General features: G+C 66.4%; 26 protein-coding genes. 10 read left to right on the top strand and 16 right to left on the bottom strand.

Going from position 1 to position 25,490, the window contains the following annotated elements; all coding sequences use genetic code 11:
• Positions 1-86: 86 nt before the first annotated feature.
• The 6 genes from AC1ME3_RS14560 to AC1ME3_RS14585 are packed head-to-tail and all read right to left on the bottom strand — an operon-like array spanning position 87 to position 4,393.
• Positions 87-362, bottom strand: a complete 276-nt coding sequence (locus tag AC1ME3_RS14560) for an HPr family phosphocarrier protein (RefSeq protein ID WP_480953713.1) — start codon at positions 360-362, stop codon at positions 87-89.
• Positions 359-766 carry a PTS sugar transporter subunit IIA gene (locus AC1ME3_RS14565; RefSeq protein ID WP_056058662.1) on the bottom strand — a complete coding sequence of 136 codons (408 nt, stop codon included), beginning with the start codon at positions 764-766 and terminating at the stop codon, positions 359-361. Before AC1ME3_RS14565 ends, AC1ME3_RS14560 begins: the two co-directional genes overlap by 4 nt.
• 15 nt (positions 767-781) lie before the next feature.
• A complete protein-coding gene (gene rapZ, locus AC1ME3_RS14570; protein WP_480953714.1) occupies positions 782-1,696 on the bottom strand; it encodes an RNase adapter RapZ in 915 nt (304 codons plus the stop codon).
• Entirely contained in the window at positions 1,693-2,124 is a 432-nt protein-coding gene (locus AC1ME3_RS14575) for an HPr kinase/phosphorylase (protein WP_480953715.1), read from the bottom strand. Before AC1ME3_RS14575 ends, rapZ begins: the two co-directional genes overlap by 4 nt.
• A 9-nt stretch (positions 2,125-2,133) precedes the next feature.
• Positions 2,134-3,717 (bottom strand): sensor histidine kinase, encoded by a 1,584-nt coding sequence (locus tag AC1ME3_RS14580; protein ID WP_480953716.1) that lies wholly within the window; start codon positions 3,715-3,717, stop codon positions 2,134-2,136.
• Positions 3,686-4,393, bottom strand: a complete 708-nt coding sequence (locus AC1ME3_RS14585) for a response regulator transcription factor (protein WP_056058673.1) — start codon at positions 4,391-4,393, stop codon at positions 3,686-3,688. The genes AC1ME3_RS14580 and AC1ME3_RS14585 overlap by 32 nt, the downstream gene beginning before the upstream one ends.
• A 179-nt stretch (positions 4,394-4,572) precedes the next feature.
• Between AC1ME3_RS14585 and AC1ME3_RS14590 the strand changes: the two genes are divergently transcribed.
• On the top strand, positions 4,573-6,183 hold the full coding sequence (locus tag AC1ME3_RS14590; protein ID WP_480953717.1) for a phosphoenolpyruvate carboxykinase: 1,611 nt from the start codon (positions 4,573-4,575) through the stop codon (positions 6,181-6,183).
• A 162-nt stretch (positions 6,184-6,345) separates the two neighbouring features.
• On the opposite strand, the gene AC1ME3_RS14595 is transcribed toward AC1ME3_RS14590, so the two are convergent.
• Both AC1ME3_RS14595 and AC1ME3_RS14600 read right to left on the bottom strand, forming a co-directional pair.
• Positions 6,346-6,795, bottom strand: coding sequence for an NfeD family protein (locus AC1ME3_RS14595; RefSeq protein WP_480953718.1), 450 nt, complete (start codon positions 6,793-6,795; stop codon positions 6,346-6,348).
• On the bottom strand, positions 6,795-7,781 hold the full coding sequence (locus AC1ME3_RS14600; RefSeq protein WP_480953719.1) for an SPFH domain-containing protein: 987 nt from the start codon (positions 7,779-7,781) through the stop codon (positions 6,795-6,797). Before AC1ME3_RS14600 ends, AC1ME3_RS14595 begins: the two co-directional genes overlap by 1 nt.
• A gap of 118 nt (positions 7,782-7,899) precedes the next feature.
• Between AC1ME3_RS14600 and guaB the strand changes: the two genes are divergently transcribed.
• The 3 genes from guaB (at position 7,900) to AC1ME3_RS14615 (ending at position 11,592) form a co-directional block, all read left to right on the top strand.
• Positions 7,900-9,357 (top strand): IMP dehydrogenase, encoded by a 1,458-nt coding sequence (guaB, locus tag AC1ME3_RS14605; protein WP_480953720.1) that lies wholly within the window; start codon positions 7,900-7,902, stop codon positions 9,355-9,357.
• A gap of 490 nt (positions 9,358-9,847) precedes the next feature.
• The gene (locus tag AC1ME3_RS14610) at positions 9,848-11,035 is read left to right on the top strand and encodes an RsmB/NOP family class I SAM-dependent RNA methyltransferase (protein WP_480953721.1); all 1,188 of its coding nucleotides are present in this window, start codon (positions 9,848-9,850) and stop codon (positions 11,033-11,035) included.
• Positions 11,036-11,091: 56 nt separating this feature from the next.
• On the top strand, positions 11,092-11,592 hold the full coding sequence (locus AC1ME3_RS14615; RefSeq protein ID WP_192146295.1) for a tetratricopeptide repeat protein: 501 nt from the start codon (positions 11,092-11,094) through the stop codon (positions 11,590-11,592).
• 144 nt (positions 11,593-11,736) lie between these two features.
• Here the strand turns inward: AC1ME3_RS14615 and rsmA are convergent, their stop codons facing one another.
• From rsmA to AC1ME3_RS14635, 4 genes are all read right to left on the bottom strand, one after another.
• Entirely contained in the window at positions 11,737-12,552 is an 816-nt protein-coding gene (gene rsmA / locus AC1ME3_RS14620) for a 16S rRNA (adenine(1518)-N(6)/adenine(1519)-N(6))-dimethyltransferase RsmA (protein ID WP_480953722.1), read from the bottom strand.
• Positions 12,553-12,563: 11 nt separating this feature from the next.
• A complete protein-coding gene (gene pdxA, locus AC1ME3_RS14625) occupies positions 12,564-13,571 on the bottom strand; it encodes a 4-hydroxythreonine-4-phosphate dehydrogenase PdxA (RefSeq protein WP_480953723.1) in 1,008 nt (335 codons plus the stop codon).
• A 21-nt stretch (positions 13,572-13,592) separates the two neighbouring features.
• The gene (locus AC1ME3_RS14630; RefSeq protein ID WP_480953724.1) at positions 13,593-15,083 is read right to left on the bottom strand and encodes a peptidylprolyl isomerase; all 1,491 of its coding nucleotides are present in this window, start codon (positions 15,081-15,083) and stop codon (positions 13,593-13,595) included.
• 79 nt (positions 15,084-15,162) lie between these two features.
• Positions 15,163-17,475, bottom strand: a complete 2,313-nt coding sequence (locus AC1ME3_RS14635; protein ID WP_480953725.1) for an LPS-assembly protein LptD — start codon at positions 17,473-17,475, stop codon at positions 15,163-15,165.
• Between the two features lie 138 nt (positions 17,476-17,613).
• Here AC1ME3_RS14635 and AC1ME3_RS14640 point away from each other — a divergent pair, with 138 nt between their 5' ends.
• The 4 genes from AC1ME3_RS14640 (at position 17,614) to AC1ME3_RS14655 (ending at position 20,702) form a co-directional block, all read left to right on the top strand.
• Positions 17,614-19,089 (top strand): leucyl aminopeptidase, encoded by a 1,476-nt coding sequence (locus AC1ME3_RS14640; RefSeq protein ID WP_480953726.1) that lies wholly within the window; start codon positions 17,614-17,616, stop codon positions 19,087-19,089.
• A 153-nt stretch (positions 19,090-19,242) separates the two neighbouring features.
• Entirely contained in the window at positions 19,243-19,689 is a 447-nt protein-coding gene (locus AC1ME3_RS14645) for a DNA polymerase III subunit chi (protein WP_480953727.1), read from the top strand.
• 72 nt (positions 19,690-19,761) lie between these two features.
• Positions 19,762-20,184: a nucleoside-diphosphate kinase gene (gene ndk / locus AC1ME3_RS14650; protein ID WP_056058698.1), complete on the top strand. Its 423-nt coding sequence runs from the start codon at positions 19,762-19,764 to the stop codon at positions 20,182-20,184.
• On the top strand, positions 20,184-20,702 hold the full coding sequence (locus AC1ME3_RS14655) for a GNAT family N-acetyltransferase (RefSeq protein WP_480953728.1): 519 nt from the start codon (positions 20,184-20,186) through the stop codon (positions 20,700-20,702). Before ndk ends, AC1ME3_RS14655 begins: the two co-directional genes overlap by 1 nt.
• Before the next feature lie 163 nt (positions 20,703-20,865).
• Here the strand turns inward: AC1ME3_RS14655 and AC1ME3_RS14660 are convergent, their stop codons facing one another.
• Genes AC1ME3_RS14660 through purM form a run of 4 tightly spaced genes read right to left on the bottom strand, consistent with a single transcriptional unit; the run spans position 20,866 to position 23,513 of the window.
• Positions 20,866-21,474: a hypothetical protein gene (locus tag AC1ME3_RS14660; RefSeq protein ID WP_480953729.1), complete on the bottom strand. Its 609-nt coding sequence runs from the start codon at positions 21,472-21,474 to the stop codon at positions 20,866-20,868.
• The gene (locus AC1ME3_RS14665) at positions 21,471-21,836 is read right to left on the bottom strand and encodes an MmcQ/YjbR family DNA-binding protein (protein ID WP_480953730.1); all 366 of its coding nucleotides are present in this window, start codon (positions 21,834-21,836) and stop codon (positions 21,471-21,473) included. The genes AC1ME3_RS14660 and AC1ME3_RS14665 overlap by 4 nt, the downstream gene beginning before the upstream one ends.
• Positions 21,833-22,405 (bottom strand): phosphoribosylglycinamide formyltransferase, encoded by a 573-nt coding sequence (gene purN, locus AC1ME3_RS14670; protein WP_480953731.1) that lies wholly within the window; start codon positions 22,403-22,405, stop codon positions 21,833-21,835. Before purN ends, AC1ME3_RS14665 begins: the two co-directional genes overlap by 4 nt.
• Positions 22,398-23,513, bottom strand: coding sequence for a phosphoribosylformylglycinamidine cyclo-ligase (gene purM, locus AC1ME3_RS14675; RefSeq protein WP_480953732.1), 1,116 nt, complete (start codon positions 23,511-23,513; stop codon positions 22,398-22,400). The genes purN and purM overlap by 8 nt, the downstream gene beginning before the upstream one ends.
• 64 nt (positions 23,514-23,577) lie before the next feature.
• On the opposite strand from purM, the gene AC1ME3_RS14680 reads away from it, so the two are divergent.
• Both AC1ME3_RS14680 and AC1ME3_RS14685 read left to right on the top strand, forming a co-directional pair.
• On the top strand, positions 23,578-24,822 hold the full coding sequence (locus tag AC1ME3_RS14680; RefSeq protein ID WP_480953733.1) for a heavy-metal-associated domain-containing protein: 1,245 nt from the start codon (positions 23,578-23,580) through the stop codon (positions 24,820-24,822).
• A gap of 11 nt (positions 24,823-24,833) precedes the next feature.
• Positions 24,834-25,478 (top strand): HdaA/DnaA family protein, encoded by a 645-nt coding sequence (locus tag AC1ME3_RS14685; RefSeq protein WP_056050416.1) that lies wholly within the window; start codon positions 24,834-24,836, stop codon positions 25,476-25,478.
• The last annotated feature ends 12 nt before the right edge of the window (positions 25,479-25,490 follow it).

A 25,490-nucleotide genomic window follows, 5' to 3' on the forward strand; every position in this document is an offset into this window, starting at 1 on the left:
GGAGGGGTTGGGGGAGGGGTTTGTAAACACGCCGTCGCTCATGCCCTCCCCCGACCCCTCCCGCAAGCGGGAGGGGAGAAAGACGGTCAATCCTCGCCGAACTTCGCCTCGACCAGTTCGGCGAGCGCCGCGACCGTATGCTCCGCGCCGTCGCCGGTCGCGCTGATCGTGATCGCGTCGCCCATCGCCGCGCCAAGCATCATCAGCCCCATGATCGAGGTGCCGGTGACGTGATCCGACCCGTCCTTGGTCACGCTGACCTCGACGGGATGTGACGAGGCCAGCGTCACGAACTTAGCACTCGCCCGGGCGTGGAGCCCGCGACGGTTGGTGATCTGGACGGTGCGGGAGACCGCGCTCACGCCGCAGCCTCGCCGAGAACCTCGGACGCTACCGATATGTATTTGCGCCCAGCCTCACGCGCCGCCGCAACCGCGGCAACGACAGTCATCGATTTCCGCGCCGAGCCAAGCCGGATCAGCATCGGCAGGTTCATCCCCGCGATCACTTCGATCCGGCCGCGTTCCATCAAGGAGATAGCGAGATTGGACGGCGTACCGCCGAACAGGTCGGTCAGCACAATGACGCCGCGCCCGACATCGACCGCCTGGATGGCGGCAGCGATATCCGCGCGGCGCTCTTCCATGTCGTCGTCGGGACCGATCGCGATCGGCGCGACGCGTTCCTGCGGGCCGACGACGTGGATCATCGCGCGAACGAATTCCTCGGCCAATCGACCGTGCGTTACCAGAACAAGGCCGATCATGTCAGCGTTTCATACTCATAAGACGACCGGTGATCCTTCGAGCGCATCTTGTGGAGCGGCCCCCAGGTCGCGGTGTGCGATACTGGGCGAAAATCCCGCGTCGCGCAACCGTCGCGCCACCCGGTCGGCGACGTGGACCGACCGGTGTCTCCCTCCGGTACACCCGAACGCGACAGTGACGTACGACTTGCCTTCCGCCCTGTAGCGCGGGAGCAACAGTATCAGCAGTTCCTCGATCCGACTCACCGCAGCTTCGTAGGCGGGGTCGTCCATGATGTAGGCGGACACGTCGGCGTCGAGTCCCGTGCCGGGACGCAGCTCCGGGTCCCAGTGCGGATTGCGGAGGAAGCGCATGTCGAACACCAGGTCGGCGTTACGGGGCAGGCCGCGGGCGAAACCGAACGAGCGGATCGACAGCGTCGGCGCGCCGAGTTCCCCGCCCGCAAAGCTCGCGCGGATCTGTTGCGCGAGTTCGTTGGCGGCCATGTCGGTCGTATCGATCAGCCGGTTCGCCCAATCGCGAAGCGGCGCCAGCAATTCGCGTTCGCGGCTGATCCCGTCGTTTGCGGGACGGTCCAGCGCGAGCGGATGACGCCGACGGGTCTCGGAGTAACGGCGTTCAAGTTCGGCGCCCGAGCAGTCGAGGAACAGCATTCCGACCTCGAGCCCATGACGGTCGCGGAGATCGCGGATGCGGCCGACGATCCGTTCGGGATCGAAGTCGCGCGTGCGGGCGCCGATACCGATCGCGAGCGGCTGCGAATCGTTGGTCGATCCTTCGGGGAGCGGCGCGTCGAGCAGACGGTCGAGCAGCAGCAGCGGAAGGTTGTCGACGACCTCCCAGCCGAGATCCTCCAGCGTCTTGAGAACAGTGGATTTGCCCGCACCCGACATGCCGGTGACGAGAAGGATGTCCTTAGGACGCGTCATTCTAATGGCTCCGGATTGCGCAATGCTAGTTCGACCTTGACCGGGGCGGAGGCTTCGAAGGGATCGACGGCGACCTGGCGGACGTCGACTCCGGCGATGTTACGGACGCTACGTTCGGGCATCCGTTCGATTGCGCCATCGACGCGGACGAGCAGCCCGACGGGAACGTCCTCGACATAAGGCATGGCGAGGATGCCGATCCCGCGGACTTCGATCCGTCCGGCGATCGTCGTCGGTGCACGCGCGAGCAAGGTTGCGCCCGCGCGCACCACGAGCGTCTGGTCGTCACTGACGAGGATCGCGCCACGATCGATCAGGCGCAACGCGAGGTCGGACTTGCCCGATCCCGATGCGCCCTCGATCAACACGGCCATGCCGTCGATGGCGACCGTGGTGGCGTGGAGCCTATCGGAGGAGGGGACGACCACGCGGCGTCCTTACTCCGGCAATTCGGCGAGCGGTAGCCTTACCACGAACCGCGCACCATCGAGCCTGTCCTCGCGCGATTCGACGACGATCGCGCCTTGGTGGCCGTCGACGATCGTCCGCGCGATTGCGAGGCCTAGCCCGGAATGCTGGCCGAACGTCTCACTATCGGGGCGGACCGAATGGAAGCGCTTGAAGACATCCTCGCGCGCCTCCTCTGGAACGCCCGGACCTTCGTCCTCGACACGGATGACTAGGTCCTCGCCCTCGCGAATTGCGGACATCGCGATCAAGCCGGCGTCGGGCGAGAAGGACATCGCGTTGTCGATCAGGTTCTCGAATACGCGTTCAAGCCGCGCGCCTTCACCGAGTATGATCGTTCGGTCGTCGGGGTTGCGATCGAACCGGAGGCGGATGCCGCGCTCCACACCACGCGCGTCGCGTTGCGCGACCAGCCCGTCTATCATCGCGGCGACATCGACGGGCTCGAACTTCGCACGGCTGAGCTGGGCATCGAGTCGCGAGGCTTCGGAGATATCCGAGAGGAGGCGGTCGAGCCGGTGGACATCGTCGCGGACGATTGCGAGCAATTGGGCCTGTAGCGCCGGGTCCTTCACGCGCGACAATCCCTCCACCGCGGACCTGAGCGAGGCGAGGGGGTTCTTCATCTCGTGCGTGACGTCCGCGGCGAACGCCTCGGTCGCATCGATGCGCGCCCTGAGCGCGAGGCTCATGTCGGACAACGCGCGTGCGAGCATGCCGAGTTCGTCGCGACGGGAGGGGAGACGCGGCACGACGACTTCGCGCGCTCGGCCGAGGCGGACACGAACCGCCGCACGGGCAAGGCGGCGCAAAGGCCGCACGATCGTCCGGGCAAGGAACAGCGACAGCAGGATCGAGACGATCGATACCCCAAGCAGCACCATGCTGAGCCGGAACCGCTCGATTCGCACCGTCTTGGTGATGTCGCGCGCGTTGACCGTGGTCATCACGACCCCGCCGGCGCTGAGCGGCGCGGCGGCGGTCAGCACCGGCGTACGGTCGGGCGCGCGCCAGACCGTCGTGGAAACAGCACTACGCCCGCGGACTGCGCTCACGTCGGGCCATTGCTGTGCACCGCTACGCTCCCGGTACAGCGGCGGGCGCGGGGCCATCACGATCACGTCGATCGATGCGTCAAGAAAGCGGGCGATCGTCTGGTCCCAGTCTTCCTTGTCGGGGTCCATCAGCACGAAGTTGCGCAGGCCCAGCGCGCGGCTGTCGCCGATCGTCCGCCCTGCTGCATCGAACAGTCGAATCCGCGACCCCGTATCGCGTGCAAGCCGCAACACCAGCGGATCGCGCAACGCCGGATCGACCGCGGCGATTGCCTCGCCGATCAGTCGTGCTTCACGCGCGGTCTGTGCAACCCGGTTGTCGACCACCCGGCTGCGGTAGGAGTCCAGATAGAAGAACCCGCCCGCGAGCAGCAGCAGCGCGAAGATGTTGACGGCCAGGATACGCCGCGTGAGCGAGATCTGGCCCGACCACCGCAGCGTGAGATCGCGCCCATCGACGCCCAGCTCATTCCTCAGAAAATCGATACCCGGCACCATATAATGTCTCGATCGCGTCGAAGGCTGGGTCGACCTGCCGGAACTTGCGGCGGAGTCGTTTTATGTGGCTGTCGATGGTCCGGTCGTCGACATAGATATCGTCCTGGTACGCCGCATCCATCAACTGGTTGCGCGTCTTCACGATGCCGGGCCGCTGCGCGAGCGTCTCGAGGATCATGAACTCGGTCACCGTCAGCGTAACTGGTTCGCCACCCCACAGCGTGCGATGCCGCGCCGGGTCCATGCTGAGCCGTCCGCGATCGAGTGGTCCGGCAGCTTCCGCCTCGGTCTCGGTGCCCGGCGACTGCGTCAGTTCGGTACGGCGCAGGATCGCACGGATGCGGGCGATCAACAGTCGCTGCGAGAACGGCTTGGCGATATAGTCGTCCGCGCCCATCGCGAGCCCGAGCGCCTCGTCGAGTTCGTCGTCTTTGCTGGTGAGGAAGATCACCGGGATCTGGCTCTTCTCGCGCAGTCGACGGAGCAGTTCGAGCCCGTCCATCCGCGGCATCTTGATGTCGAACACCGCGAGGTCCGGAGGATTGTCGGTCAGCGCCTTCAGAGCGGTCTCGCCGTCCGAATAGACACGCGTGACGAAGCCCTCGGTCTGCAGCGCGATCGACACGGAGGTCAGGATGTTGCGGTCGTCGTCGACCAGCGCGATCGTTGCCGTCATCTGGGGAGCTTTGCCTCGGTCGTTGGCGTGTCGGCGTAGGGCAAACCGCCGCCGCACTCAACTAGAGCCGTATCGGGACGGCGTTGCAGCTCGGTGGATTTGACCGGTGGAAAACTGCCCCGTACAGCCGGCCGCAACGACATACATACGTATGCGATAAAACTTAGGAGAGAGAGCCCGTGTCGAGCGAGCGTATTCCGGCCGTCGGCCTATCCGCGCAGGGGATCGAAACCCGCGCCAATCTACACTGGAACCTGGTCACCGCGCAGCTCGTCGAGGCGGCGTTGGAGCGGAACGAGGGGACGCTGTCCGCGGACGGCCCGCTGGTCGTCGAGACGGGCGCGCATACCGGCCGATCGGCGCAGGACAAGTTCATCGTCCGCGATGCCGAGACCGACGCGACGGTCTGGTGGGGCAAGAGCAACAAGGCGATGGAGCCCACGCATTTCGCCGCGCTGAAGGAGGATTTCTTCGCCGCGCTCGCCGCCAAGGACGAGTTGTTCGTGCAGGACCTGTACGGCGGATCGCAGCCCGACCACCGCGTGAACGTCCGCGTCGTCACCGAACTCGCGTGGCATAACCTCTTCATCCGGACGATGCTGGTGCGGCCCGACCAGGCAGCGCTAAAGGACTTCGTCGCGGACTATACGATCGTCGACCTGCCGAGCTTCCGCGCCGATCCCGCACGGCACGGCTGCCGCAGCGAGACGGTGATCGCGGTGAACTTTACCGACAAGCTGATCCTGATCGGCGGCACGAAATACGCCGGCGAGATGAAGAAGTCGGTCTTCGGCCTGCTCAACTACCTGCTGCCGCCGACCGGGGTGATGCCGATGCACTGCTCGGCGAACATGGGCGCGAACGGCGACACCGCGGTGTTCTTCGGCCTGTCCGGCACTGGCAAGACGACGCTGTCGGCCGATGCCAGCCGGACGCTGATCGGCGACGACGAGCATGGCTGGTCCGATACCGCCGTCTTCAACTTCGAAGGCGGGTGCTATGCCAAGATGATCCGCCTCTCGGCCGACGCAGAGCCGGAGATCTTCGCGACTACCAAGCGCTTCGGCACGGTGCTGGAGAACGTCGTGATGGATCCGGCGACGCGGCTGCTCGATCTCGACGACCACACGCTCGCCGAGAACAGCCGCGGTGCGTACCCGATCGACTTCATCCCGAATGCGTCGGCCGAGAACATGGGGCCGGTGCCGCGCAACATCGTGATGCTGACCGCAGACGCGTACGGCGTGCTGCCGCCGATCGCCAAGCTCACGCCCGACCAGGCGATGTACCATTTCCTCTCGGGCTATACCGCACGCGTCGCCGGCACCGAGATCGGCGTGACCGAGCCCGACGCGACCTTCTCGACCTGCTTCGGCGCACCGTTCATGCCGCGGCATCCGTCGGTGTACGGGAACCTGCTGAAGGAGCGGATCGCGAAGGGCGGCGTCGATTGCTGGCTGGTCAACACCGGCTGGACCGGCGGCAAATACGGCGTCGGCAACCGCATGCCGATCAAGGCGACGCGGGCGCTGCTCAACGCCGCGCTGGATGGGAGTTTGAACGATGCCGAGTTCCGCACCGACCCAAATTTCGGGTTCCAGGTGCCGGTAAGCGTGCCGGGCGTCGACACCGCGATCCTCGATCCGCGGACGACCTGGGCGGACAAGGATGCGTACGACGCGACTGCGGCGAAACTGGTCGACCTGTTCGTCGAGAACTTCGCCCAGTTCGCCCAACACGTCGATGAAGGCGTCCGGCAGGCGGCGCCAAAGGTGAACGAGACTGCCTAAACTCCTCTCCCTTCGGGGAGAGGAAGGGGCCCGGCCGACGAAGTCGGGTGGGAAGGTGAGGGCACGTGACACGGCGTGCCCTGTCCCCACTCGTCATCCTGACGAAAGTCAGGACCCAGAGTACCAGGCGTCGCGTATCATGGCTCTGGGTCCTGACTTTCGTCAGGATGACGAGTCGAGGGGCTCCACCATGACTTCGCCATCGACAACCGCAGTGATGCGAACGCGCATTCCAACTGCGGCATCCTCACCCCGAGCAGGCCAACTGCCGTCGCCCACCAGCACCCGACCACGCCCGCCAGCTAAGGCCCTCTCCACAACGACAACCTGACCCACCAGCCGAGCAGACCGATCGTTCAACATCGGATCCCCGCCCTCGACCGGATAATCCCGGTACCAGCGCTTCCCGATCAGCACGGTCACCGCGCTCCAAACCCCGAACGCCGCCAGTTGCGCCGCCACCGGCAAGTCCGGCAACACGAACACCGCCACGCCCGTCGCCGCTGCTGCAATCGCGAGAAACACCAGGAACACCCCCGGCACCGCAAGCTCGGCGATCCCCAAAACCAGCGCCGCGATCAACCAAGCGCCAGCCGCCCCCATCGCGTCCATCAGCTTTTCGGAACCTCGGTCGACTTAGACAATTCGAACGGCCCGCGACCCGCAGGCTTGGCCGGCGGCGAAGCAGTCGCGTCGCGCAACGCGTCCTTCGCCAGCTCCCCGATCCCCCCAAGCGTCCCCATCAACTGCGTAGCCTCGACCGGAAACAGGATCGTCTTAGCATTAGGCGAGGTCGCGAACTTACCGATCGCCTCGACATATTTCTGCGCGATAAAATAGTTGATCGCCTGCGCGCCACCTTCCTCGATCGCCTGGGACACCGCGCGCGTCGCCGAAGCCTCCGCCACCGCCGCCCGCTCCCGAGCCTCGGCATCGCGGAACGCCGACTCCTTGCGCCCCTCGGACTCCAAAATCCGCGCCTGCTTCTGCCCCTCAGCCCGCAGGATCTCGGAGGCCCGTGAACCCTCCGCATCCAGGATGTTGGCCCGCTTCTCGCGCTCCGCCTTCATCTGCCGCCCCATCGCATTCACGATGTCGGCCGGCGGACGGATGTCCTTGATCTCGACCCGCGTGATCTTAACCCCCCACGGCGTCGTCGCATGATCCACCACGTTCAGCAGCCGCGCATTGATCTCGTCACGCTTCGACAGCGTCTCGTCGAGGTCCATCGACCCCATCACCGTGCGCAGATTGGTCGTCGTGAGCTGCAACAGCGCCTGGTACAGGTCCGATACCTCGTACGCAGCCTTCGCCGAGTCGAGCACCTGGAAGAACACGACCCCGTCGGTCGAGATCATCGCATTGTCCTTGGTGATGATCTCCTGGCCGGGGATGTCGATCACCTGCTCCATCATGTTCACTTTCCGCCCCACGCGGTAGAAGAACGCCGGGTAGAAATTGAAGCCGGGCCGCGCGACCGTGGTGAAGCGGCCGAAATGTTCGATCGTGTATTGATAGCCCTGGTGGACGATCTTGATGCTGGTGAAGAGGTACAGCAGCACCAGCGCCAATAAGAGTGCGGCAACGGTCAAGCCCATCGAACATCCCCATCCGTGTATCGCACCGCTGTAGCACGTGCGAGAAGGAGAGGCCTAGCCGTACGGCCGCGCTTTGGTTACATGGCGCGCCACCTCACACCCAGGAACGGCAGCTCTCATGGATATCCGCCTCGGCCTCACTTTCGACGACGTCCTCCTGTATCCGGGGGAATCGGACGTGCTGCCAAGCCAGGCCGATACCCGGACTCAGCTGACGCGCGGCATCGCGCTCAACATCCCGATCCTGTCCTCGGCGATGGACACCGTCACCGAAGCCGACATGGCCATCGTCATGGCACAGCTCGGCGGCATCGGCGTGCTCCACCGCAACCTGACCGTCGAGGAGCAGGTCATCGCGGTCCGTCAGGTCAAGCGGTTCGAGTCGGGCATGGTGGTCAACCCGATCACGATCAAGCCGACCGCCACGCTCGGCGAAGCGCAGGCGCTGATGTCGGGCCACCGGATCAGCGGCATCCCGGTGGTTGAGGCGGATGGCAAGCTCGTCGGCATCCTCACCAACCGCGACGTGCGGTTCGCGGGGGATCCGAAACAGCCCGTCAGCGAGCTGATGACGCACGAGAACCTCGCGACGGTCTCGACCGAAGTCGGCAAGGAAGAGGCACGCCGCCTTCTCCACGCCCGCCGCATCGAGAAGCTGCTCGTGGTCGATGCGCAGTATCGCTGCGTCGGCCTGATCACCGTCAAGGACATCGAGAAGGCGGTGATGTTCCCCGATGCGACCAAGGACGAGGCGGGCCGCCTGCGCGTTGCCGCCGCGACGACGGTCGGCGAAAAGGGCTTCGACCGGACCGAACAGCTGGTTGATGCCGGCTGCGACCTGATCGTGATCGACACCGCGCACGGCCACAACCGCGATGTCGGTCGCGCGGTCGAGCGGGTGAAGAAGCTGTCCAACTCGGTGCAGGTGGTGGCGGGCAACGTCGCCACCGGCGAAGCGACGCGCGCGCTGATCGGTGCAGGCGCGGACGGGATCAAGGTCGGCATCGGTCCCGGCTCGATATGCACCACCCGCGTCGTCGCCGGCGTCGGCGTGCCCCAGCTGACCGCGGTGATGGATTGCGCGGAGGCTGGCCACAAGGCCAACGTGCCGGTGATCGCCGACGGCGGCATCCGCACCTCAGGCGACATGGCCAAGGCGCTCGCTGCCGGTGCCTCGACCGTCATGATCGGCTCGCTGCTCGCGGGCACCGACGAGGCGCCCGGCGAGACATTCCTGTATCAGGGCCGCGCCTACAAGTCGTACCGCGGGATGGGCTCCGTCGGCGCAATGGGCCGCGGGTCGGCGGATCGCTATTTCCAGGGCGACATCAAGGACCAGCTGAAGCTCGTCCCCGAAGGTATCGAGGGCCAGGTCGCGTATAAGGGCCCGGCGAGGGATGTCGTTCACCAGCTGGTTGGCGGTATCAAGGCGGCGATGGGGTATACGGGCTCGGCAACGATCCCGGATCTCCAGGCGCGGGCGGAGTTCGTGCAGATTACCGGCGCGGGGCTGATGGAGAGCCATGTCCACGACGTGACGATCACGCGGGAAGCGCCGAACTACCCGACGCGGTGAGGGTACCTCCCCTCCCTGAAAGGGAGGGGCCGGCGGTGGGTCGGTCGCCACTTACTTATTGGCAAGCGACTGAGAGGTATCCCTACTCACCATCGTCATTCCTGCGAAGGCGGGAACCCATACTGGCCGGCCTCACGATGTGATCACAAACCTTCGACCATCTGGATCCTCGCCTGCGCGGGGATGACGATGGTGTGTAAGTCCAAAGCTAGAACGATGCGGCAATGGTCGCACCCATCCGTCATCCCGGCGAACGCCGGGACCCACGGACACGGCGGACCCAGTGAAGCGCGCAACCACCACCCAAACCGCAACCATGGGTCCCGGCGTCCGCCGGGATGACGGAGCAAGAGGGCGGGACCCACCACGATCCCGAACCCAAACCGAAATTATTCCCCTCCCGCTCGCGGGAGGGGCTAGGGGAGGGGATGATGACGAACACACCGTACCGAGCTCAGACTCCGCTCCGCCCGCGAGCCGGAGCCCAAAAGTGACTCCCCCCGCACGCACGCAGGCCGCGATCGAACTCCTCGACCAGATCATCGCCGCCGCCCGCGAGTCCGGCGCCGCCGCAGACACGCTGATCGCCCGCTATTTCGCCACCCGCCGCTACGCCGGCTCGAAGGACCGCCGCGCGGTCCGCGAACTCGTCTACGCCGCGATCCGCAAGGCCGGTGACCGCCCCGAAAACGGCCGCACCGCGATGCTCCTCGTCGCCGACGCCGATCCGGAAGTCGCCGCAACCTTCGACGGCTCCACCCACGCGCCCGCATCGATCGCCAAGGACGAACCCCGAGCCCGCGCCGGCGTCGCCCCGCAGTGGCTCAGCAAGGCCCTCCGCGCCTCCGGCCTGGACGGCGCCGCACTTACAGACCTAGCCGGCCGCGCCACGCTCGATCTCCGCGTCAACACGTTGATCTCCGACCGCGCGACCGTCCTCGCAGCGCTTCCCGAAGCAGAAGCCACCCCCCATGCCCCCGACGGCATCCGCCTCCCGACCGGCACCAACGTCGAAGCACTCCCGCTCTTCAACGAAGGCGCGCTCGAAGTACAGGACGAAGGCAGCCAGCTCGTCGGCCTAGCGATGCAGGCGAAGCCCGGCGAACGCATCGTCGATCTCTGCGCAGGCGCCGGCGGCAAGACGCTCGCGCTCGCGGCGACGATGAAGAACGAAGGCGTGATCCTCGCCTGCGACACCGACCGCAATCGCCTCTCGCGCCTCGCCCCTCGCGCAACCCGCGCCGGCGCGACGATCGTCGAGAGCCGCCTGCTCAACCCGACGCGCGAGATCGAGGCACTCAGCGAATGGGCCGGTCGCGCCGACGGCGTGCTGGTCGACGCCCCCTGCTCGGGCACCGGCACCTGGCGGCGCAACCCCGAGGCGCGCTGGCGGCTTACCCCCGACCGCGTCTCGCGCCTGCAATCGACGCAGCAGCAGGTGCTCTCCGTGGCCGCCACGCTGGTCAAGCCCGGCGGCGCGCTCGTCTACATCGTCTGCTCGCTGCTCGACGCCGAGGGCACCGACCAAGTCACCTGGTTCCTCAACGAGCACCCCGGCTGGACGACGGAAGCCCTGTCGCTCCCCGCCGGCGCGAAGCACGGCCACGGCGTCCGCCTCGAACCCGGCCGCGACGGCACCGACGGCTTTTTTGTCGCGCGCCTCCGGGCTGCGTGCTAGCCAGCCGACCTATGGCTCAACTCACGGCCAAACCTGTATCCCGCCTGGAGACGATGATGCGTTTTTCGTCCGTTGCCCTTGCCGCCGCGCTGACCGTCGTATGCGTGTCGACTTCGCTCAGCGGGCAACGCCCCGACGCCCAGATCGACGCGCGTTCGATGCAGTTGCTGGCGCAGGGGCGTTCGCTGATGACGGCCGGCAACCTCGACGGCGCGACGGATGTGCTCGAAACGTCTGTCGCAGTCGATCCGCGCAACCGAGCCGCGTTCCTTCTCCTCGCACGGGTAGCGGAAACGCGTGACCTGCCAGGCAAGGCGATCCGCCTGTACCGCGAGGCCCTGCTGCTGGAGCCGAACGACGTCGCCGCATTGAAGGGGCAGGGCGAGGCGCTAGTTGCCAAGGGCGCCGTAGTCCGCGCGAAGGACAATCTCGTGAAGATCCGCACGCTCTGCAAGGGCGTCTGCCCGGAAGCGACGCAACTCGCGGCAGTGATCGCCAAGGGGCCACCGATTGCAACGGCGCAGGTCGAGAAGACGCCAATCGCCGCCAAGGACTGACGTCTTGCTTATCCTCCCCCGCAAGGGGGAGGTGGCGCCGAAGGTGACGGAGGGGGAGGGCACGGGGCGGCGGTTGTGCTTACCTCCCCCTCCGTCAGCCTGAGAAGGCTGCCACCTCCCCCTGGCGGGGGAGGATCGTCAAGTTTAGCCGACAGCCTTCGCCAACGCCACGAAGTCGGCAACCGACAGCGTCTCGGCCCGACGCGTCGCTTCAACCCCGATCCGCTCCAGCGCATCGAGCGCACCCGGCACACCCTTCAAACTCTGCCGCAGCATCTTCCGCCGCTGCCCAAACGCCGCGCCCGTCAGTCGCTCCAGAACCGCGAAGTTCACCCCGTCCGGCGCCTCGACCGGAGTCAGATGCACCACCGCAGACATGACCTTCGGCGGCGGCGTGAACGCCGACCGGTGCACCGGCATCGCGATCCGCGCAGTCGAACGCCACTGCGCCAGCACCGCCAGCCGTCCATAATGATCGTCGTTGGTCTTCGCGACGATCCGCTCGGCAACTTCCTTCTGGAACATCAGCGTGCACGACTGCCACCAAGGCAGCCACGACGTCGACAGCCAACCCACCAGGAGCGCCGTCCCGATGTTATACGGCAGGTTTGACACGATATGCGGCTTGCCCTCGAACAGCGCAGGCGCGTCGACCTCCATCGCGTCGCCCTCGATTACCCGCAGCCGCCCCGGATACGCCTCGCCGAGCTCTGCCAACGCCGGGATACACCGCCGGTCACGCTCGATCGCCGTCACGCGCGCACCTGCCGCGAGCAATGCGCGCGTCAGGCCGCCCGGGCCGGGCCCCACTTCGAGCACCTCGGCATCCTGAAGGTCACCCGGCACCGCCGCGATCCGCTTCAACAACTGCCCGTCGAACAGAAAATTCTGCCCAAGCGCCTTGCTCGCGTTCAGTCCATAGCGCGCAATCACCTCGCGCAGCGGGGGAAGCTCCGTCAATGCAGCCTCGCTCACGACTGGGCAGCGGTCTGCGCGCGCCGGTCCGCCGCTTCACCCGCCATCGCAATCGCCGCGATCATCGCACCGGGCTCGGCCAGATTCTTGCCCGCGATCGCGAACGCCGTGCCATGATCGGGCGAGGTCCGCACGATCGGCAGGCCCAGCGTCATGTTCACGCCCTCGTCGAAATGGATCGTCTTGAGCGGAACCAGCGCCTGGTCGTGATAGCAGCACATGACGACGTCATAGGTCGCACGCGCCCGCGGGTGGAACATCGTGTCCGCCGCGAACGGCCCGGTCGCATCAATGCCTTCTTCGCGCAGGATCGCAATCGCCGGCGCGATGATGTCGATCTCCTCGCGGCCAAGCGCGCCCTGTTCGCCCGCATGCGGATTGAGGCCGGCAAAGGCGAGCCGTGGGTTCTCGATCCCGAAGTTGCGCCACAATCCCCGAGCGGTTGCCCGGGCCTTGGCGACGATCAGGTCGACCGTCAGCAGCGCGGATACATCCTTCAACGGCACATGCGTAGTGATCGGCACTACCTTCAGCGACGGCCCGGCGAGCATCATGACCGCATTGTCGCCCGCGACGCCGTAGCGCTCGGCGACGAACTCGGTCTGCCCCGGATGGCTGAAGCCGATCGCGTACAGCTGCGACTTGGACACTGGCCCGGTGACCAGCGCACGCGCCGCGCCGTTGCGAACGAGACCGACTGCGAGTTCCAGTGAATGCAGCGCACACCGCGCGCCGTCCGCATCAGGCTCACCCGGTACGATCGCGCCCGCATCGCCCACCGTCAGCACCGGCAACGCCTCACCGAAAACCGCCGTCGCGGCGCTCAGATCCGCAATGCGTGCGATCGGGCCGGCCCAGACCCGCTCGATAGCCCGCGCATCGCCCACCGCGACGAATGGCGGCAGGTCGTGCGTCCCACGCGCATCCCACGCCTTGGCGATGATCTCGGGCCCGATCCCGGCAGGATCGCCCATCGACACCGCCAGCGGCGAGACGCGGCTCACGCTCCGGTTACCATGGCGCGATCACCGATATTCGACCACGGCATCGCGCCGCAGATCGCGCAGCTTCTGCTGGGCGCGCAGATTGACGCGCTGCTGTTCGAGCTGACCCTGGATCTGCTCGGAGTTCGGCACCGAACCGCCGGCCGCCTCGTCGCGACCGCACAGCACCAGCGCGCGAACGCCCTGTTCGGCCGACCCGAACGGCGGGCTCGACTCGCCGACCTGGAGCTTCAGCATCACTTCCTGAAGCTGCGGCGGCAGATCGCGGATCCGGACGGTGTCGTTGTCGACCACGTCCGCACCAATCCCGGCCGCGACCTTCTCGACGGTACCGCAGCCGCGCAATTCCTGCGTCGCCTTTGCAAACGCCTGCGCACGCGCGGAGGCCTGTGCCTGGTTGGTGTTGGGCGGGAAACGCAACGTCAGCTGCTTCAGGCTGAGCTTCGCATCACGTGGATCGGCGGTCAGCACCTGGCGCTTGTCGGTCAGGTACAGGATCGAATAGCCACCGGAGACCTCGATCGGCCCGGCAACCTGGCCGACCTGCATCGAGGTCGCGGCCTCGGACAGCGGCCCCGGCAGCGTCGCCGCACGGATCCAACCGAGATCACCACCCACCGCGCGGGTCGACGCTTCCGAGAACTGCCGCGCGTAATATTCGAACGGCTGCGCGCCCTTCTGGATTTCCTGCAGGATCTGCTTGGCGTTCGCATAGACCTGCTGGCTGTTCGCCGGGGTCGCCGCGAGATAGATTTCCTTGAGGTTGAACTCGTCCGTGCCCTTGGCCGCCTGGAGGCGGTCGATGATCGACTTCACTTCCTCGTCGCCGACGTTGACGAACGGCTCGACGCGGCGACGCAGATAGCGCTGCCAGGCGAGCTCTCCCTCGATCTGGCGCTTCAGCGACCGCTCGGACGATCCGGATTCGCGCAGATAGGCGCGCATCGCCACCGGCGTACGATTGAAGCGCTTCGATACGCCGTCATAGCTCTGCGTGAGCTCGGCGGGGGTGATCGTGATGTCGGCGGTCTTCGCTTCCTGGATCTGGAGCGTCTCGTCGATCAACTGGCGCAGCACCTGCAGCTTCAGCCGCTCGCGATCTTCAGGCGACAGCTTCGCCTCGTTCGCCATTGCCACCAGGGCGACCCGCTGGTCGACGTCGGTACCGGTAATGACGGTATCGTTGACGATCGCGGTCGGCTTGCGGACGTTGGGATCGACCTTGCCGAAGATCTGGAGGTTGGTCGGGATGTCGAGACCGGTATTGTCCGGCACGCTCTGGTCCTGAACGGTCTGTCCCGGAGCCGAGGGCGCGGGCTGGGCCTGGGCCGGCTGGGCCTGAGCGGGCTGCGTCGGGGCAGGTCGCGACCCACGCCGACCCTGCACGGCCTTGGGAGGCACCGCCTGGGCGATCGCGCCTGCTGCCAGCGCAGCCAGGACCACAGAACCGATCACACGGCCGCCACGCGCCGCCAGTCGAACATCATGCTTCAAGTGTCGGTATCCCATCATCGCACGCCGTAATCCGCACCGTCATTGCCATGGCGGCGCATATCCGGCGACGTTTGCCTCAAAGTAGCTGAACGCGGGCTTAGCGGCCGAGGTTGGTGAAGGCCAGCGTCAACAGGAAGCTGTTGCCCTTCCGCGCGTCACCGGTGTCGTTGTACGTCCGCCGCCAGGTCCCGCCGAGACGCAGGCAGTCGTCCTCATACTGCACGCCCAGCCGGTGGCGGATCGGCGTGAAGCCGTCGCTGCGCGACAGCGGATCCTCCGATGCGTTGGTGAGATCGACCACGCCCGATCCGAACGCGGACCAGAACCGCGCGAACTGGACGCGGCCTGCGACGCGGACTTCCTCGCGGTCGCGCAGATCCTCGATCGATGCATCGATGTTGCGGTTGAGCTTGAGATACCCGACCAGCACGTAGGTCGCGCGCGAGCCGATCGTCGCGTCCAGCTCGTTGCGGCGGATCGCGAAGCCATCCTTATCGAGCCGGTAGCGGTGGACGATCGAGACGAAGTCGCGGAACCGAAGCTCGCTGCGTCCGACGATGTCAGAGAACCGGTCGCTCAGGCCGGTGCCATCGGGGAGAATCGTCGGGCGCAGGTCGAGGCGATAGCTCTGGCCGACATTGGTTGTGAAGCTGATGCCCGGCAGGTCGAGCGCCCATTCGCCGCCATAGGTAACGCGCGACGAGTCCTCGAACCGGTCATAACCGGCGAACCGGTTGAGCGAGAACAGGTTGGTGTCATCCAGGTCGACGGCGCGCGAATCCTCGTTCGGCAACGAAAGATTGGCGACCTTCGGTGCTGCGACGAACTGCACCTGCGGCGTAAAACGCTGCGTACCGCCCAGGAACGTGCCGATGAACGGCCACTTCACGTCGACCGCAGCCGCACCGATGGCGCGCTGGCGGAAGCCGCCGAACCCGCGATAGGTCGGGTTGATCGTCGCATCGATCTCGTTGCTGTTATACAGGTCGCCCCGCGCGAACGCGGTGAACGTGACCTCCTGGCCCCAGTTCGTGAAGCGGCGCAGGTCCCATTGCAGGCTCGCGAACGCGCGTTGCGTGTCCTGGCCATCGGTACGGGTCAGCGCCAGCGTGTTCAGCTGCAGCTGGAACCGACCACCGACCAGCCCATCGTCGAACCGCTTGCGATAATCGATCTCGGGCAGCGCGATCGGCTGCTGCCCCTGGCTGTCGGCGACGCGCAGGGTCTGCGCGTACCAGCCGCTCAGCGAGAAATAGCTGCTGTCGTCGATCCGCTCCAGGCTTGCGGTGGTGCGCAGCCGATCGTCGCGCGAAATGTCGTAGCGGCGCAGGAACGTTCGGTCGGTCGTCAGGCGGAGCGACCCGCTCGCGGTCCAGTTCGGCGTCAACTGATAGCGCGCCATGCCATCGATATAGCCGCGGAACGCCATGCTGGTGTCGGTCGTGTTGGCAGTCGCCAGATCGTCACTGCGCCGGCTTTCGGTCGCGTAGGCGCGCACCTTGAACGCGCCCTTGGAGTTGAGCGCGGAATAATCGACCTGCGCCATCGGCAGCACGCTGCTGTAGATGTGCGGCGTGATGACCAGCCCCTGGTTCGGGGCGAGCTTCCAGTAATAGGGGACGCTGACTTCGACGCCGTTGACGCGGCTGTAGCCGCCGTTTGGCGAGAGCAAGCCACTGTCGCTGCCGCCACCGACCGGGTTCGAAAACTCGGGAAGCGGCAGGCTTGGAAGGCCGAAAAGGTGGAGCCGCGCGCCCTTGTAGAAGATGCGCTTCCGCTCGGGGCGATAGGTGACGCGGACCGCGGTGATCTTCCACGTCGGCTCCTTTGGACAACCGGCGGTGTTGGTGACGCTGCACGGCGTGTAGGCGGCGGTTTTCAAATTGACCGTGCCGTCGGCGTCGCGCGTGCCCTGCTTGGCGGCAAGGCGTCCGCCCTGTTCGAGCACAACGAGCATGTTGTCGACCACGCCGTCCTTCAGCGAATCGGTCAGGTTGATTTCGTCGCCGTACGCGATGTCGCCTTCGGGATTGGTGACCGCGATGTTGCCAGTCGCGACGACCTTGCCGGTCTTGCGGTTCCAGACGACCTTGTCGGCGCGAAGCCGGCTGCCCTGCCGGAACATCCGGACTTCGCCCGTGGCGGTGACGATATCGGTGTTGGTGTTGTACTCCAGCGCGGTGGAACTGAACTGCACCTGATCTTCGGCGGGCGTCGCGGTCGACGCATTGGCGACCGGCGGGTCCTGCACCGGAGGCGCGACCGGGCGGTTCTGAAAATCCTGGGCCTGGGCTGGCGCAGCCGCGATCCCGGTCGCCAACGCGAGCGAAAGGGCGCAACCCGTCAAAAGGTCGATACGCAACACGATCCGAACCAACCCCTTTGGCACTGGGCAGCCGTTTGCCGCCATATCGCCCGCCTATCGCACCACCGGCGCTCCGCTGCAATCGCCGTGAGATGACAGGCCGCCACCTTGCTTTGCCAAGCCCGCGGCATCAACTTAGGGCTAAGCCCATCCTGTCGTTCAAAAGCTTCCCGAGGTTTCTTCATGCAGATCGTCTTCGCCCCGACCGTTCCCGCCAACGCCCCGATCCTCGCCGTCCCCGTCGCGAAGGACGGCTTGGCGCAGATCAAGTGGAGCGCGATCGGCGGCGATGTCGAGGTAGTGGCGACCAGCGCAGCGACGGCGGCACGCTTTGCGGGTGAAGCAGGGGCGGTCGTCGAGCTGTTCGTGCCGGTCGACGGCGCGGTTCGGCAGGTCCTGCTTGTCGGAGTCGGCGCCGGCGAGATCGCAGATTGGGAGAAGGCTGGCGGTGCGATCACCGCACGTCTGCTGACCTCGGGCGCAACCTCGGTCGTTGCCGACCTCTCGAGTGGTACCACGCCGACCGCCAAGGCCGCCGCACACTTCGCCGCTGCCGCCGCCCAGCGTGCATGGCGCTACGACACGTACCGCACGAAGCTCGCCGAGAAGTCGAAGCCGACGCTCACCGAGATCACCATCGCCGGCGTGCCCGACGGCACCGATGCAGCCTGGACCGAGGCGGCCGCGGTCACCGAGGGTCTCGACCTGACCCGCTGGCTCGTCACCTCGCCGCCGAACGTCGTCTACCCCGAGAGCTTCGTCGAGAAGGTGACGAAGGACGTCGAGGGTCTCGGGCTCGAGATCACCGTGCTCGACGAAGCACAGATGACCGAACTCGGCATGGGCTCACTGCTCGGCGTCAGCCAGGGTTCGCGCCGTGAAGCACGCATCCTAGCGCTCAAGTGGAACGGGGCAGGGGCCGACGCGCCCACGCTTGCGTTCGTCGGCAAGGGCGTGACGTTCGATTCGGGCGGCATCTCGATCAAGCCGGGCGCGGGCATGGAAGACATGAAGTGGGACATGGGCGGCGCAGGCGCCGTCGCCGGCGCGATGAAGGCGCTGGCCAGCCGCAAGGCGAAGGCGAACGTCGTCGGGGTGATGGGCCTCGTCGAGAACATGCCCGACGGTGCGGCACTCCGGCCGAGCGACGTCATCACCTCGATGTCGGGCCAGACGATCGAAGTGCTCAACACCGACGCCGAGGGTCGCCTCGTGCTCTGCGACTGCGTCACCTGGGTCCAGCAGGCGCACAAGCCGACCACGATCGTCGATCTCGCCACGCTGACGGGCGCGATGATCGTCGCGCTGGGTACCGAGAATGGCGGCATCTTCGCCAACGACGACGCGCTCGCCGACCAGCTGATCGCGGCGGGCAAGACCACCGGCGACACGCTGTGGCGCTTTCCGCTGTCGCCCGCCTACGACAAGCTGATCGACTCGCCGATCGCCGACATGAAGAACGTCGGCCCCCGCGGCGCCGGCTCGATCACCGCGGCGCAGTTCATCAAGCGCTTCGTCGACGAAGGCGTGAAGTGGGCGCATCTCGACATCGCCGGCATGGTCTGGTCCGACAAGCCCGGCACCAACCACGACAAGGGCGCAACCGGCTACGGCGTCCGCCTGCTCGACCAGTTCGTAGCGGACAACTTCGAGGGTTGAGGCCTGAGATGATCCTCCCCCGCCAGGGGGAGGTGGCGCGGCGCAGCCGTGACGGAGGGGGAGGAACACGATACGCCTGCTCCGTGTCCGCCCCCTCCGTCAGCCTATGGCTGCCACCTCCCCCTGGCGGGGGAGGAATGCTAGGGGGAAACTATGCAGGTCGATTTCTACCACCTAACCAGCCCCCTCGACCGCGTCCTCCCACGCATCGCCGAGCGCGTCGTCCAAACCGGCGGCCGCCTCTTGATCGTCGCCGAACCCGAAGAACAACGCGTCGCGCTCGACCGCCTGCTCTGGTCCTACGCTCCCGAGAGCTTCCTCCCCCACGCCCAGGCCGGCAGCAACGACGACACCATCCAACCCATTCTAATCGCTCAAGATATCCAGGAGACTGCCCCCGCCAATGCCGCCCGCAACGTCGCGGTGGTAGACGGACGTTGGCGTGACCTTATCCTAACCTTTGACCGCGGCTTCCACCTCTTCGACGACGAAGCGATTCAGGAAGCCCGCCTCGCCTGGAAGGCGCTAGCCGACCGCGACGGTGTCGAACGCCGCTACTGGAAGCAGAACGACTCCGGCCGCTGGGAACAGGCCGCATAGGTTGCTTTAACCGCGTCCCCCGCCTAAGCGCCGCGCATCCGATTACCGTCAACACAGGAGCCCGTGACCATCATGGCCGCGAACCGTACTTTTTCGATCATCAAGCCCGACGCAACCCGCCGCAACCTGACCGGTGCGGTCACCAAGATGCTCGAGGAAGCCGGCCTGCGCGTCGTCGCTTCGAAGCGCATCCAGATGACCCGCGAGCAGGCCGAAGGCTTCTACGCGGTCCACAAGGAGCGTCCGTTCTTCGGCGAGCTCGTATCGTTCATGATCTCCGGCCCGGTCGTCGTCCAGGTTCTCGAAGGCGAGAACGCGATGCAGCGCAACCGCGACATCATGGGCGCCACCAACCCCGCCAACGCCGATGCCGGCACGATCCGCAAGGAACTCGCCGAGTCGATCGAAGCCAACTCGGTCCACGGTTCGGACTCGGACGAGAACGCCGAGATCGAGATCGCCTATTTCTTCAAGCCCGAAGAAATCGTCGGCTGATGACCTGGCGGCTGCGACGGGCTGAGCCGGGCGACGCGCCCGCGCTATCGCTCGTCGCATCCGCCACGTTTCTCGATACCTATGCGACCGTGCTGACGGGGGCGGATATCGTCGCCCACTGCACGACGAAGAACAGCATCGCCACGTTCGAGACGTGGCTGGCCGATCTCGCAACGATCGTGACGCTCGCCGAATACGAGCCCGGTCACGCACCGATCGGCTACACGGTGTTGACCGCGCCCGATTTCCCGCTCGAACCCGGCCCCGCGGACATCGAACTCCGCCGCATCTATCTCATGAAGCAAGGCCAAGGCTCAGGCCTGGGCGCCGCCCTGATGGCACGCGCCTTTGAAGACGCCGCGGCGGCAGGCCGAACCCGAGTCCTGCTAGGCGTATGGGACCAGAACACCCGCGCTCGAGCCTTCTACGAACGCCAAGGCTTCAAGGTGATCGGCACCCGCCAGTTCACGGTCGGCACCACCCTCCACGACGACCCGGTCTACGCGCGAGCGGTCTGAGGTTCCCGGCGAAAGCGCTGCGCAGCACAGCAGCGCTACCACCCCGGCGAAGGCCGGGGCCCATTTGGAAAGGTCGCAGTAACGGAATGTTGCCCTCCGTTAGCAACGTTCCCCAATTGGACCCCGGCCTCCGCCAGGGTGATGCCGTTTAGCGGTAAGCGACTTACGTCGCCGGCTTCTCTTTCGCCCAAATCGCATCCAGCCTAGCCTGATCACCGCCGCGCTGGCGAACGCGCAAGCCCTCGAGCTTCAGCGACCGACCCATCAAGGGCAAGCCGGCTTCGGTCTTCCAGATTACTTCATAGATGCCGCTCGCCGAACGGGTCGTGTCGCCATCAAAATATTGGACACTCACCAGAACCGGCAACCGGCCTGCTCGATTGTCCGCGCCGCCATCGGTCAGCTTCAGAAGCGGTTTAGAGAACCACGATTTGTCGATGACCGGTTCCGCCGGCGGCCGCTGCGGCGAGACGCCCAGCGCACGCGGGAAGGTGATCGTCACGTCCTGAAGGTCATGCCGCGCTTCCTTCAGCAACAGCGTATCACCGCCATCCTGCACGATCGCCGACAGGTCGATCTTCGTCCGCTCGCGCGCCGCACTCGACTGCGCCGCGATCTTGTCGGCCTCGTTCGCACGGTGATCCGACCAGTTGGTCCACAGCGTCAACGCCGCGATCAGCACGCCCGCGACCGCCACCACTTCGGCCAGCGTCACCCAACGCCGCCGCGTCGCCGCAGCCTCGCGCCGTTCGGTCGGAGTCTCGGTGCTCATCGCCCGCCAGCCTCCAGCAGCCGCGCAGGGGCGGCTAGTTCCCAACTCCGCGCGATCCGGTCCTCGACCAGCGCCCAGTCCGGATCACCTGCGACATTCATGCCGACCCAGCCGGTCGCACCGAGATACGCCGGCCGCGAATACACATCCGGGTTCGCCTCGATCAGCATCGCCTGCTCGTCGCTACCACCGGTCTTAACGCAAACGATCGTCAGCCCATCACCGTGATGATCCGCCCGAAACTGCACGAACTGCTTCCCCGCCACGAAGAAGGTCGGCTGGCCATGCGACACCTTCTCCTCGGTCTCGGGCAAGGCAAGCGCCGCCGCACGAACGCGGTCGAGAGGGAACAGATCGGTCATCGCGTCACGAACTCCGCCAAGGTCTTCGGGTACAAAGCATGTTCCGCCGCCAGCACGCGATCCGCAAGCGCGTCCGCATCGTCACCGTCAAGGATCGGCACCTCGGCCTGACCCAGCACCACGCCGCCATCGAGTTCCTCGGTCACGACATGCACCGAGCAACCGCCAACCGCATCGCCCGCCGCGATCGCCCGCGCATGCGTGTCGAGGCCCTTGTACTTTGGCAGCAGCGACGGGTGGATGTTGACGATGCGGTCCCGCCACGCCGCGACGAACTCGTCCGACAGCAACCGCATGTAGCCGGCGAGCGCAACGACCTCGACACCCGCCTCGCGTAACGCCGCATCGATCGCTGCTTCATAGGCCGGCTTCCCGAGATCCTTCGGTGAGAGCGCGAACGTCGCCAACCCCTCCGACCGAGCCCATTCGAGCCCCGCCGCGTCCGGCTTGTCCGAAGCGACCAGAGCGATCTCGTACTGACACTCGGCCGCGCGCGACGCGCTTACCAGAGCCATCATGTTCGATCCGCGCCCCGAGATCAGCACGCCGACGCGCGTCTTGTCAGCCATGCGTTGCGGTCCAGTCCTCGCGTGCGCTCCACGTGCCGGCAGACCCACGAACCGTACAGCCAAGCGCGCCAGTCTCGATCCGCCCGATCATGAATACCGTCTCGTCCGCCGCTTCGAGCGCCGCGGTCACCGCCTCGGCCTCGTCGGCGCTGACGATCACGACCATGCCGATCCCGCAGTTGAACGTCCGCGCCATCTCCTCCGGCTCGATCGCGCCCTGGGCTTGCAGGAAAGCCATCAACCGCGACTGATCCCACGCATCCGCATCGACCACCGCATGCACGCCGTCCGGCAGCACGCGCGGGATGTTCTCGAGCAGGCCACCGCCCGTAATATGCGCCAGTCCCTTAATCCGCCGCTCGCGCAGCAACGGCAGCAGGCTCGCGACGTAGATGCGAGTCGGCGCCATCAGATGATCGATCAGCAACTTGTCCTGGTCGAACAGCGCCGGACGATCGAGCTTCCACCCACGATCGGTGGCTAGCCGGCGCACCAACGAGAACCCGTTCGAATGCACACCCGACGACGCCAGCCCGAGCATCACATCGCCCGCCGCGATCTCGCGCCCGGTCAGTACATTGGTACGCTCGACCGCGCCGACGCAGAAGCCTGCGAGATCATAGTCGCCGTCCGCATACATGCCCGGCATCTCGGCAGTCTCGCCCCCGATGAGCGCGCAGCCGGCGGTCTTGCACCCTTCCGCGATCGAGGCGACGACGCGCTCTGCAACCGCGGCATCGAGCTTCCCGCTCGCGTAATAATCGAGGAAGAACAGCGGCTCGGCACCCTGCACGATCAGGTCGTTGACGCACATCGCGACGAGGTCGACGCCGACCCCCTCATGCCGATCCCACTCGATCGCCAGCTTCAACTTGGTGCCGACGCCATCGTTCGCCGCCACCAGCAGAGGATCGACGAACCCCGCCGCCTTGAGATCGAACATCCCTCCAAACCCGCCAAGATCGGCATCCGCCCCCGGCCTACGCGTCGAGCGCGCGAGCGGGGCGATCGCCCGCACCAGCGCGTTGCCCGCGGCGATCGAAACGCCCGCTTGAGCGTAGGTGTAGGAGCCCGAAGCGGGAGCGGCGGAGTCTGGCGTATCGGTCATGATCGGTGCTGCTAGCCACATCGCGCTTGGATTTCCACGTCTGCTTCGCCAAAAGGCCCGCTTGATGCGTATCCGTACCCTTCCCACCGCGCTTGCTGGCGCCGCTCTCCTGCTGAGCGGGGGAGCTGTGCTCGCGCAGATCGAAGGCGGCAGCCGAGGCGCGGCTCCGGCCGACAGCGGCAGCGCGTACGAGGTGAGCGGCGTCACGGTCGACGTCGCCGGCAAGACTGCCGACGCCGCGCGCTATGGCGGCTGGCGGCTCGCTCAGCGCAAAGCCTGGGTGCAATTGTCGAACCGACTTGGCGGTGGAGGCGGCCTCGTCTCGGACGGCACGCTCGACTCGCTGGTCTCAGGAATCGTCGTCGAGAACGAACAGATCGGCCCGCAGCGCTACATCGCCAAGCTCGGCGTGCTGTTCGATCGCGGCCGCGCCGGATCGATCCTCGGCATCTCGACCTATGCTGATCGCTCGCAGCCGATGCTCGTCATCCCCGTCCAATATTCGGGCGGCGTCGGCCAGGCGTTCGAGCAGAGCACGCAGTGGCAGCAGGCTTGGGCACGCTATCGCACCGGCAACAGCAGCATCGACTATGTCCGCCCGTCCGGCTCCGGCCCCGACGCGCTGCTGCTCAACGTCGGTCAGACGCAGCGTCCCGGCCGCGGCTGGTGGCGGACGATCCTCGACCAATATGGCGCGAGCGACGTTCTCAACCCGGTCGTGAAATTGCATCGCCAGTGGCCCGGCGGCCCGGTGATTGGCGTGTTCGAAGCGCGCCATGGCCCCGACAACGAGCTGATCGGCAGCTTCACGCTGCGAGTCGGTACGCCCGACGGCATCGCGCAGCTACTCGATACCGGCGTGAAGCGGATCGACGACCTGTATCAGCAGGCCCGCCGCAACGGTTCGCTCCGCGTTGACTACAGCCTGTCGCCACCGCCTCCGCCCGAAGCCGCGGTGATCAAGGATCTGCCCACCGACGAGACCGCGGACGCCAACACCGCCGTCCTGACGGGTGGTGCGGGCATCTCGATCATCGTCCAGTTCGACACGCCCGCCGCAGCAAACGTCTCCTCGACCGAAGCCGCACTCCGCGCGATTCCCGGCGTCCGCTCGGCCGCGACGACCAGTCTCGCGCTCGGCGGCGTCTCGCTGATGCGCGTCGCGTACGACGGCGATCCGGCTGCGCTGAAGACCGCGCTAGAAGCCCGCGGCTATCAGGTATTCGGCTCCGGCCAGACGATCCGCATCCGCCGGGTCGCCCAACTTCTTCCGCCGGACTTGCCCGCGGACAATGCGACGACAGGGTGAGCGCGACCAAGATGACTCAAATTGCGCTGCCACTCGGGTGGCCGGCGGACCCTCGCGACGACGCCTTCCTCGTTACCCCCTCCAACTCGCGCGCGGTCCACACGCTGGAGCATACCGCCACGTGGCCCGTCATGACCGCGATACTAACCGGCCCGCGCAAATCGGGCCGCAGCCTTCTCGCGCGAATCTTCGCGGCGAAGAGCGGCGGGACGATCATCGACGATGCCGAGCGCGTGCCCGAGGCGCAGCTGTTCCACGCTTGGAACCGCGCGCAGGAGGAGCACAGGCCGCTGCTGATCGTCGCGGACGCAGCGCCGCCCGAGTGGAAGGTGAAGCTTCCCGACCTGCGCTCGCGCCTTGCCGCCAGCCCGATCGCGGCGATCGGCGCGCCCGACGACGAGCTCATGCGGCTGTTGCTGGCGCACCTGTTCGAGCGCCGCAGCCTCGATGCGCGGCCCGATCTGATCGACTGGCTCGCGACCAGAATCGAGCGCAGTCATATTACCGTAACGCGAACCGTCGATGCGCTTGACCAAGAGGCGATGGAACGTCGCAAGCGCTTGTCCATTCCTCTTGCACGAACCACACTCACCGAGGCCGGGCTGATCCTCCGGCCGCAACTCGCGCTCGACCTCCCGCTCTTCACGCCACCATAAGCTCCCAAGAGG

This window comes from Sphingomonas sp. BL2, assembly GCF_056680015.1.

Excerpts from the sequence above, each read along its gene's own strand:
- AC1ME3_RS14565 (WP_056058662.1), bottom strand. The coding sequence starts at position 766 with ATGATCGGCCTTGTTCTGGTAACGCACGGTCGATTGGCCGAGGAATTC.
- rapZ (WP_480953714.1), bottom strand. The coding sequence starts at position 1,696 with ATGACGCGTCCTAAGGACATCCTTCTCGTCACCGGCATGTCGGGTGCG.
- AC1ME3_RS14580 (WP_480953716.1), bottom strand. The coding sequence starts at position 3,717 with ATGGTGCCGGGTATCGATTTTCTGAGGAATGAGCTGGGCGTCGATGGG.
- AC1ME3_RS14585 (WP_056058673.1), bottom strand. The coding sequence starts at position 4,393 with ATGACGGCAACGATCGCGCTGGTCGACGACGACCGCAACATCCTGACC.
- AC1ME3_RS14595 (WP_480953718.1), bottom strand. The coding sequence starts at position 6,795 with ATGGACGCGATGGGGGCGGCTGGCGCTTGGTTGATCGCGGCGCTGGTT.
- AC1ME3_RS14600 (WP_480953719.1), bottom strand. The coding sequence starts at position 7,781 with ATGGGCTTGACCGTTGCCGCACTCTTATTGGCGCTGGTGCTGCTGTAC.
- guaB (WP_480953720.1), top strand. The coding sequence starts at position 7,900 with ATGGATATCCGCCTCGGCCTCACTTTCGACGACGTCCTCCTGTATCCG.
- AC1ME3_RS14615 (WP_192146295.1), top strand. The coding sequence starts at position 11,092 with ATGCGTTTTTCGTCCGTTGCCCTTGCCGCCGCGCTGACCGTCGTATGC.
- AC1ME3_RS14630 (WP_480953724.1), bottom strand. The coding sequence starts at position 15,083 with ATGATGGGATACCGACACTTGAAGCATGATGTTCGACTGGCGGCGCGT.
- AC1ME3_RS14635 (WP_480953725.1), bottom strand. The coding sequence starts at position 17,475 with ATGGCGGCAAACGGCTGCCCAGTGCCAAAGGGGTTGGTTCGGATCGTG.
- AC1ME3_RS14640 (WP_480953726.1), top strand. The coding sequence starts at position 17,614 with ATGCAGATCGTCTTCGCCCCGACCGTTCCCGCCAACGCCCCGATCCTC.
- AC1ME3_RS14645 (WP_480953727.1), top strand. The coding sequence starts at position 19,243 with ATGCAGGTCGATTTCTACCACCTAACCAGCCCCCTCGACCGCGTCCTC.
- ndk (WP_056058698.1), top strand. The coding sequence starts at position 19,762 with ATGGCCGCGAACCGTACTTTTTCGATCATCAAGCCCGACGCAACCCGC.
- AC1ME3_RS14655 (WP_480953728.1), top strand. The coding sequence starts at position 20,184 with ATGACCTGGCGGCTGCGACGGGCTGAGCCGGGCGACGCGCCCGCGCTA.
- AC1ME3_RS14660 (WP_480953729.1), bottom strand. The coding sequence starts at position 21,474 with ATGAGCACCGAGACTCCGACCGAACGGCGCGAGGCTGCGGCGACGCGG.
- AC1ME3_RS14665 (WP_480953730.1), bottom strand. The coding sequence starts at position 21,836 with ATGACCGATCTGTTCCCTCTCGACCGCGTTCGTGCGGCGGCGCTTGCC.
- purN (WP_480953731.1), bottom strand. The coding sequence starts at position 22,405 with ATGGCTGACAAGACGCGCGTCGGCGTGCTGATCTCGGGGCGCGGATCG.
- purM (WP_480953732.1), bottom strand. The coding sequence starts at position 23,513 with ATGACCGATACGCCAGACTCCGCCGCTCCCGCTTCGGGCTCCTACACC.
- AC1ME3_RS14680 (WP_480953733.1), top strand. The coding sequence starts at position 23,578 with ATGCGTATCCGTACCCTTCCCACCGCGCTTGCTGGCGCCGCTCTCCTG.
- AC1ME3_RS14685 (WP_056050416.1), top strand. The coding sequence starts at position 24,834 with ATGACTCAAATTGCGCTGCCACTCGGGTGGCCGGCGGACCCTCGCGAC.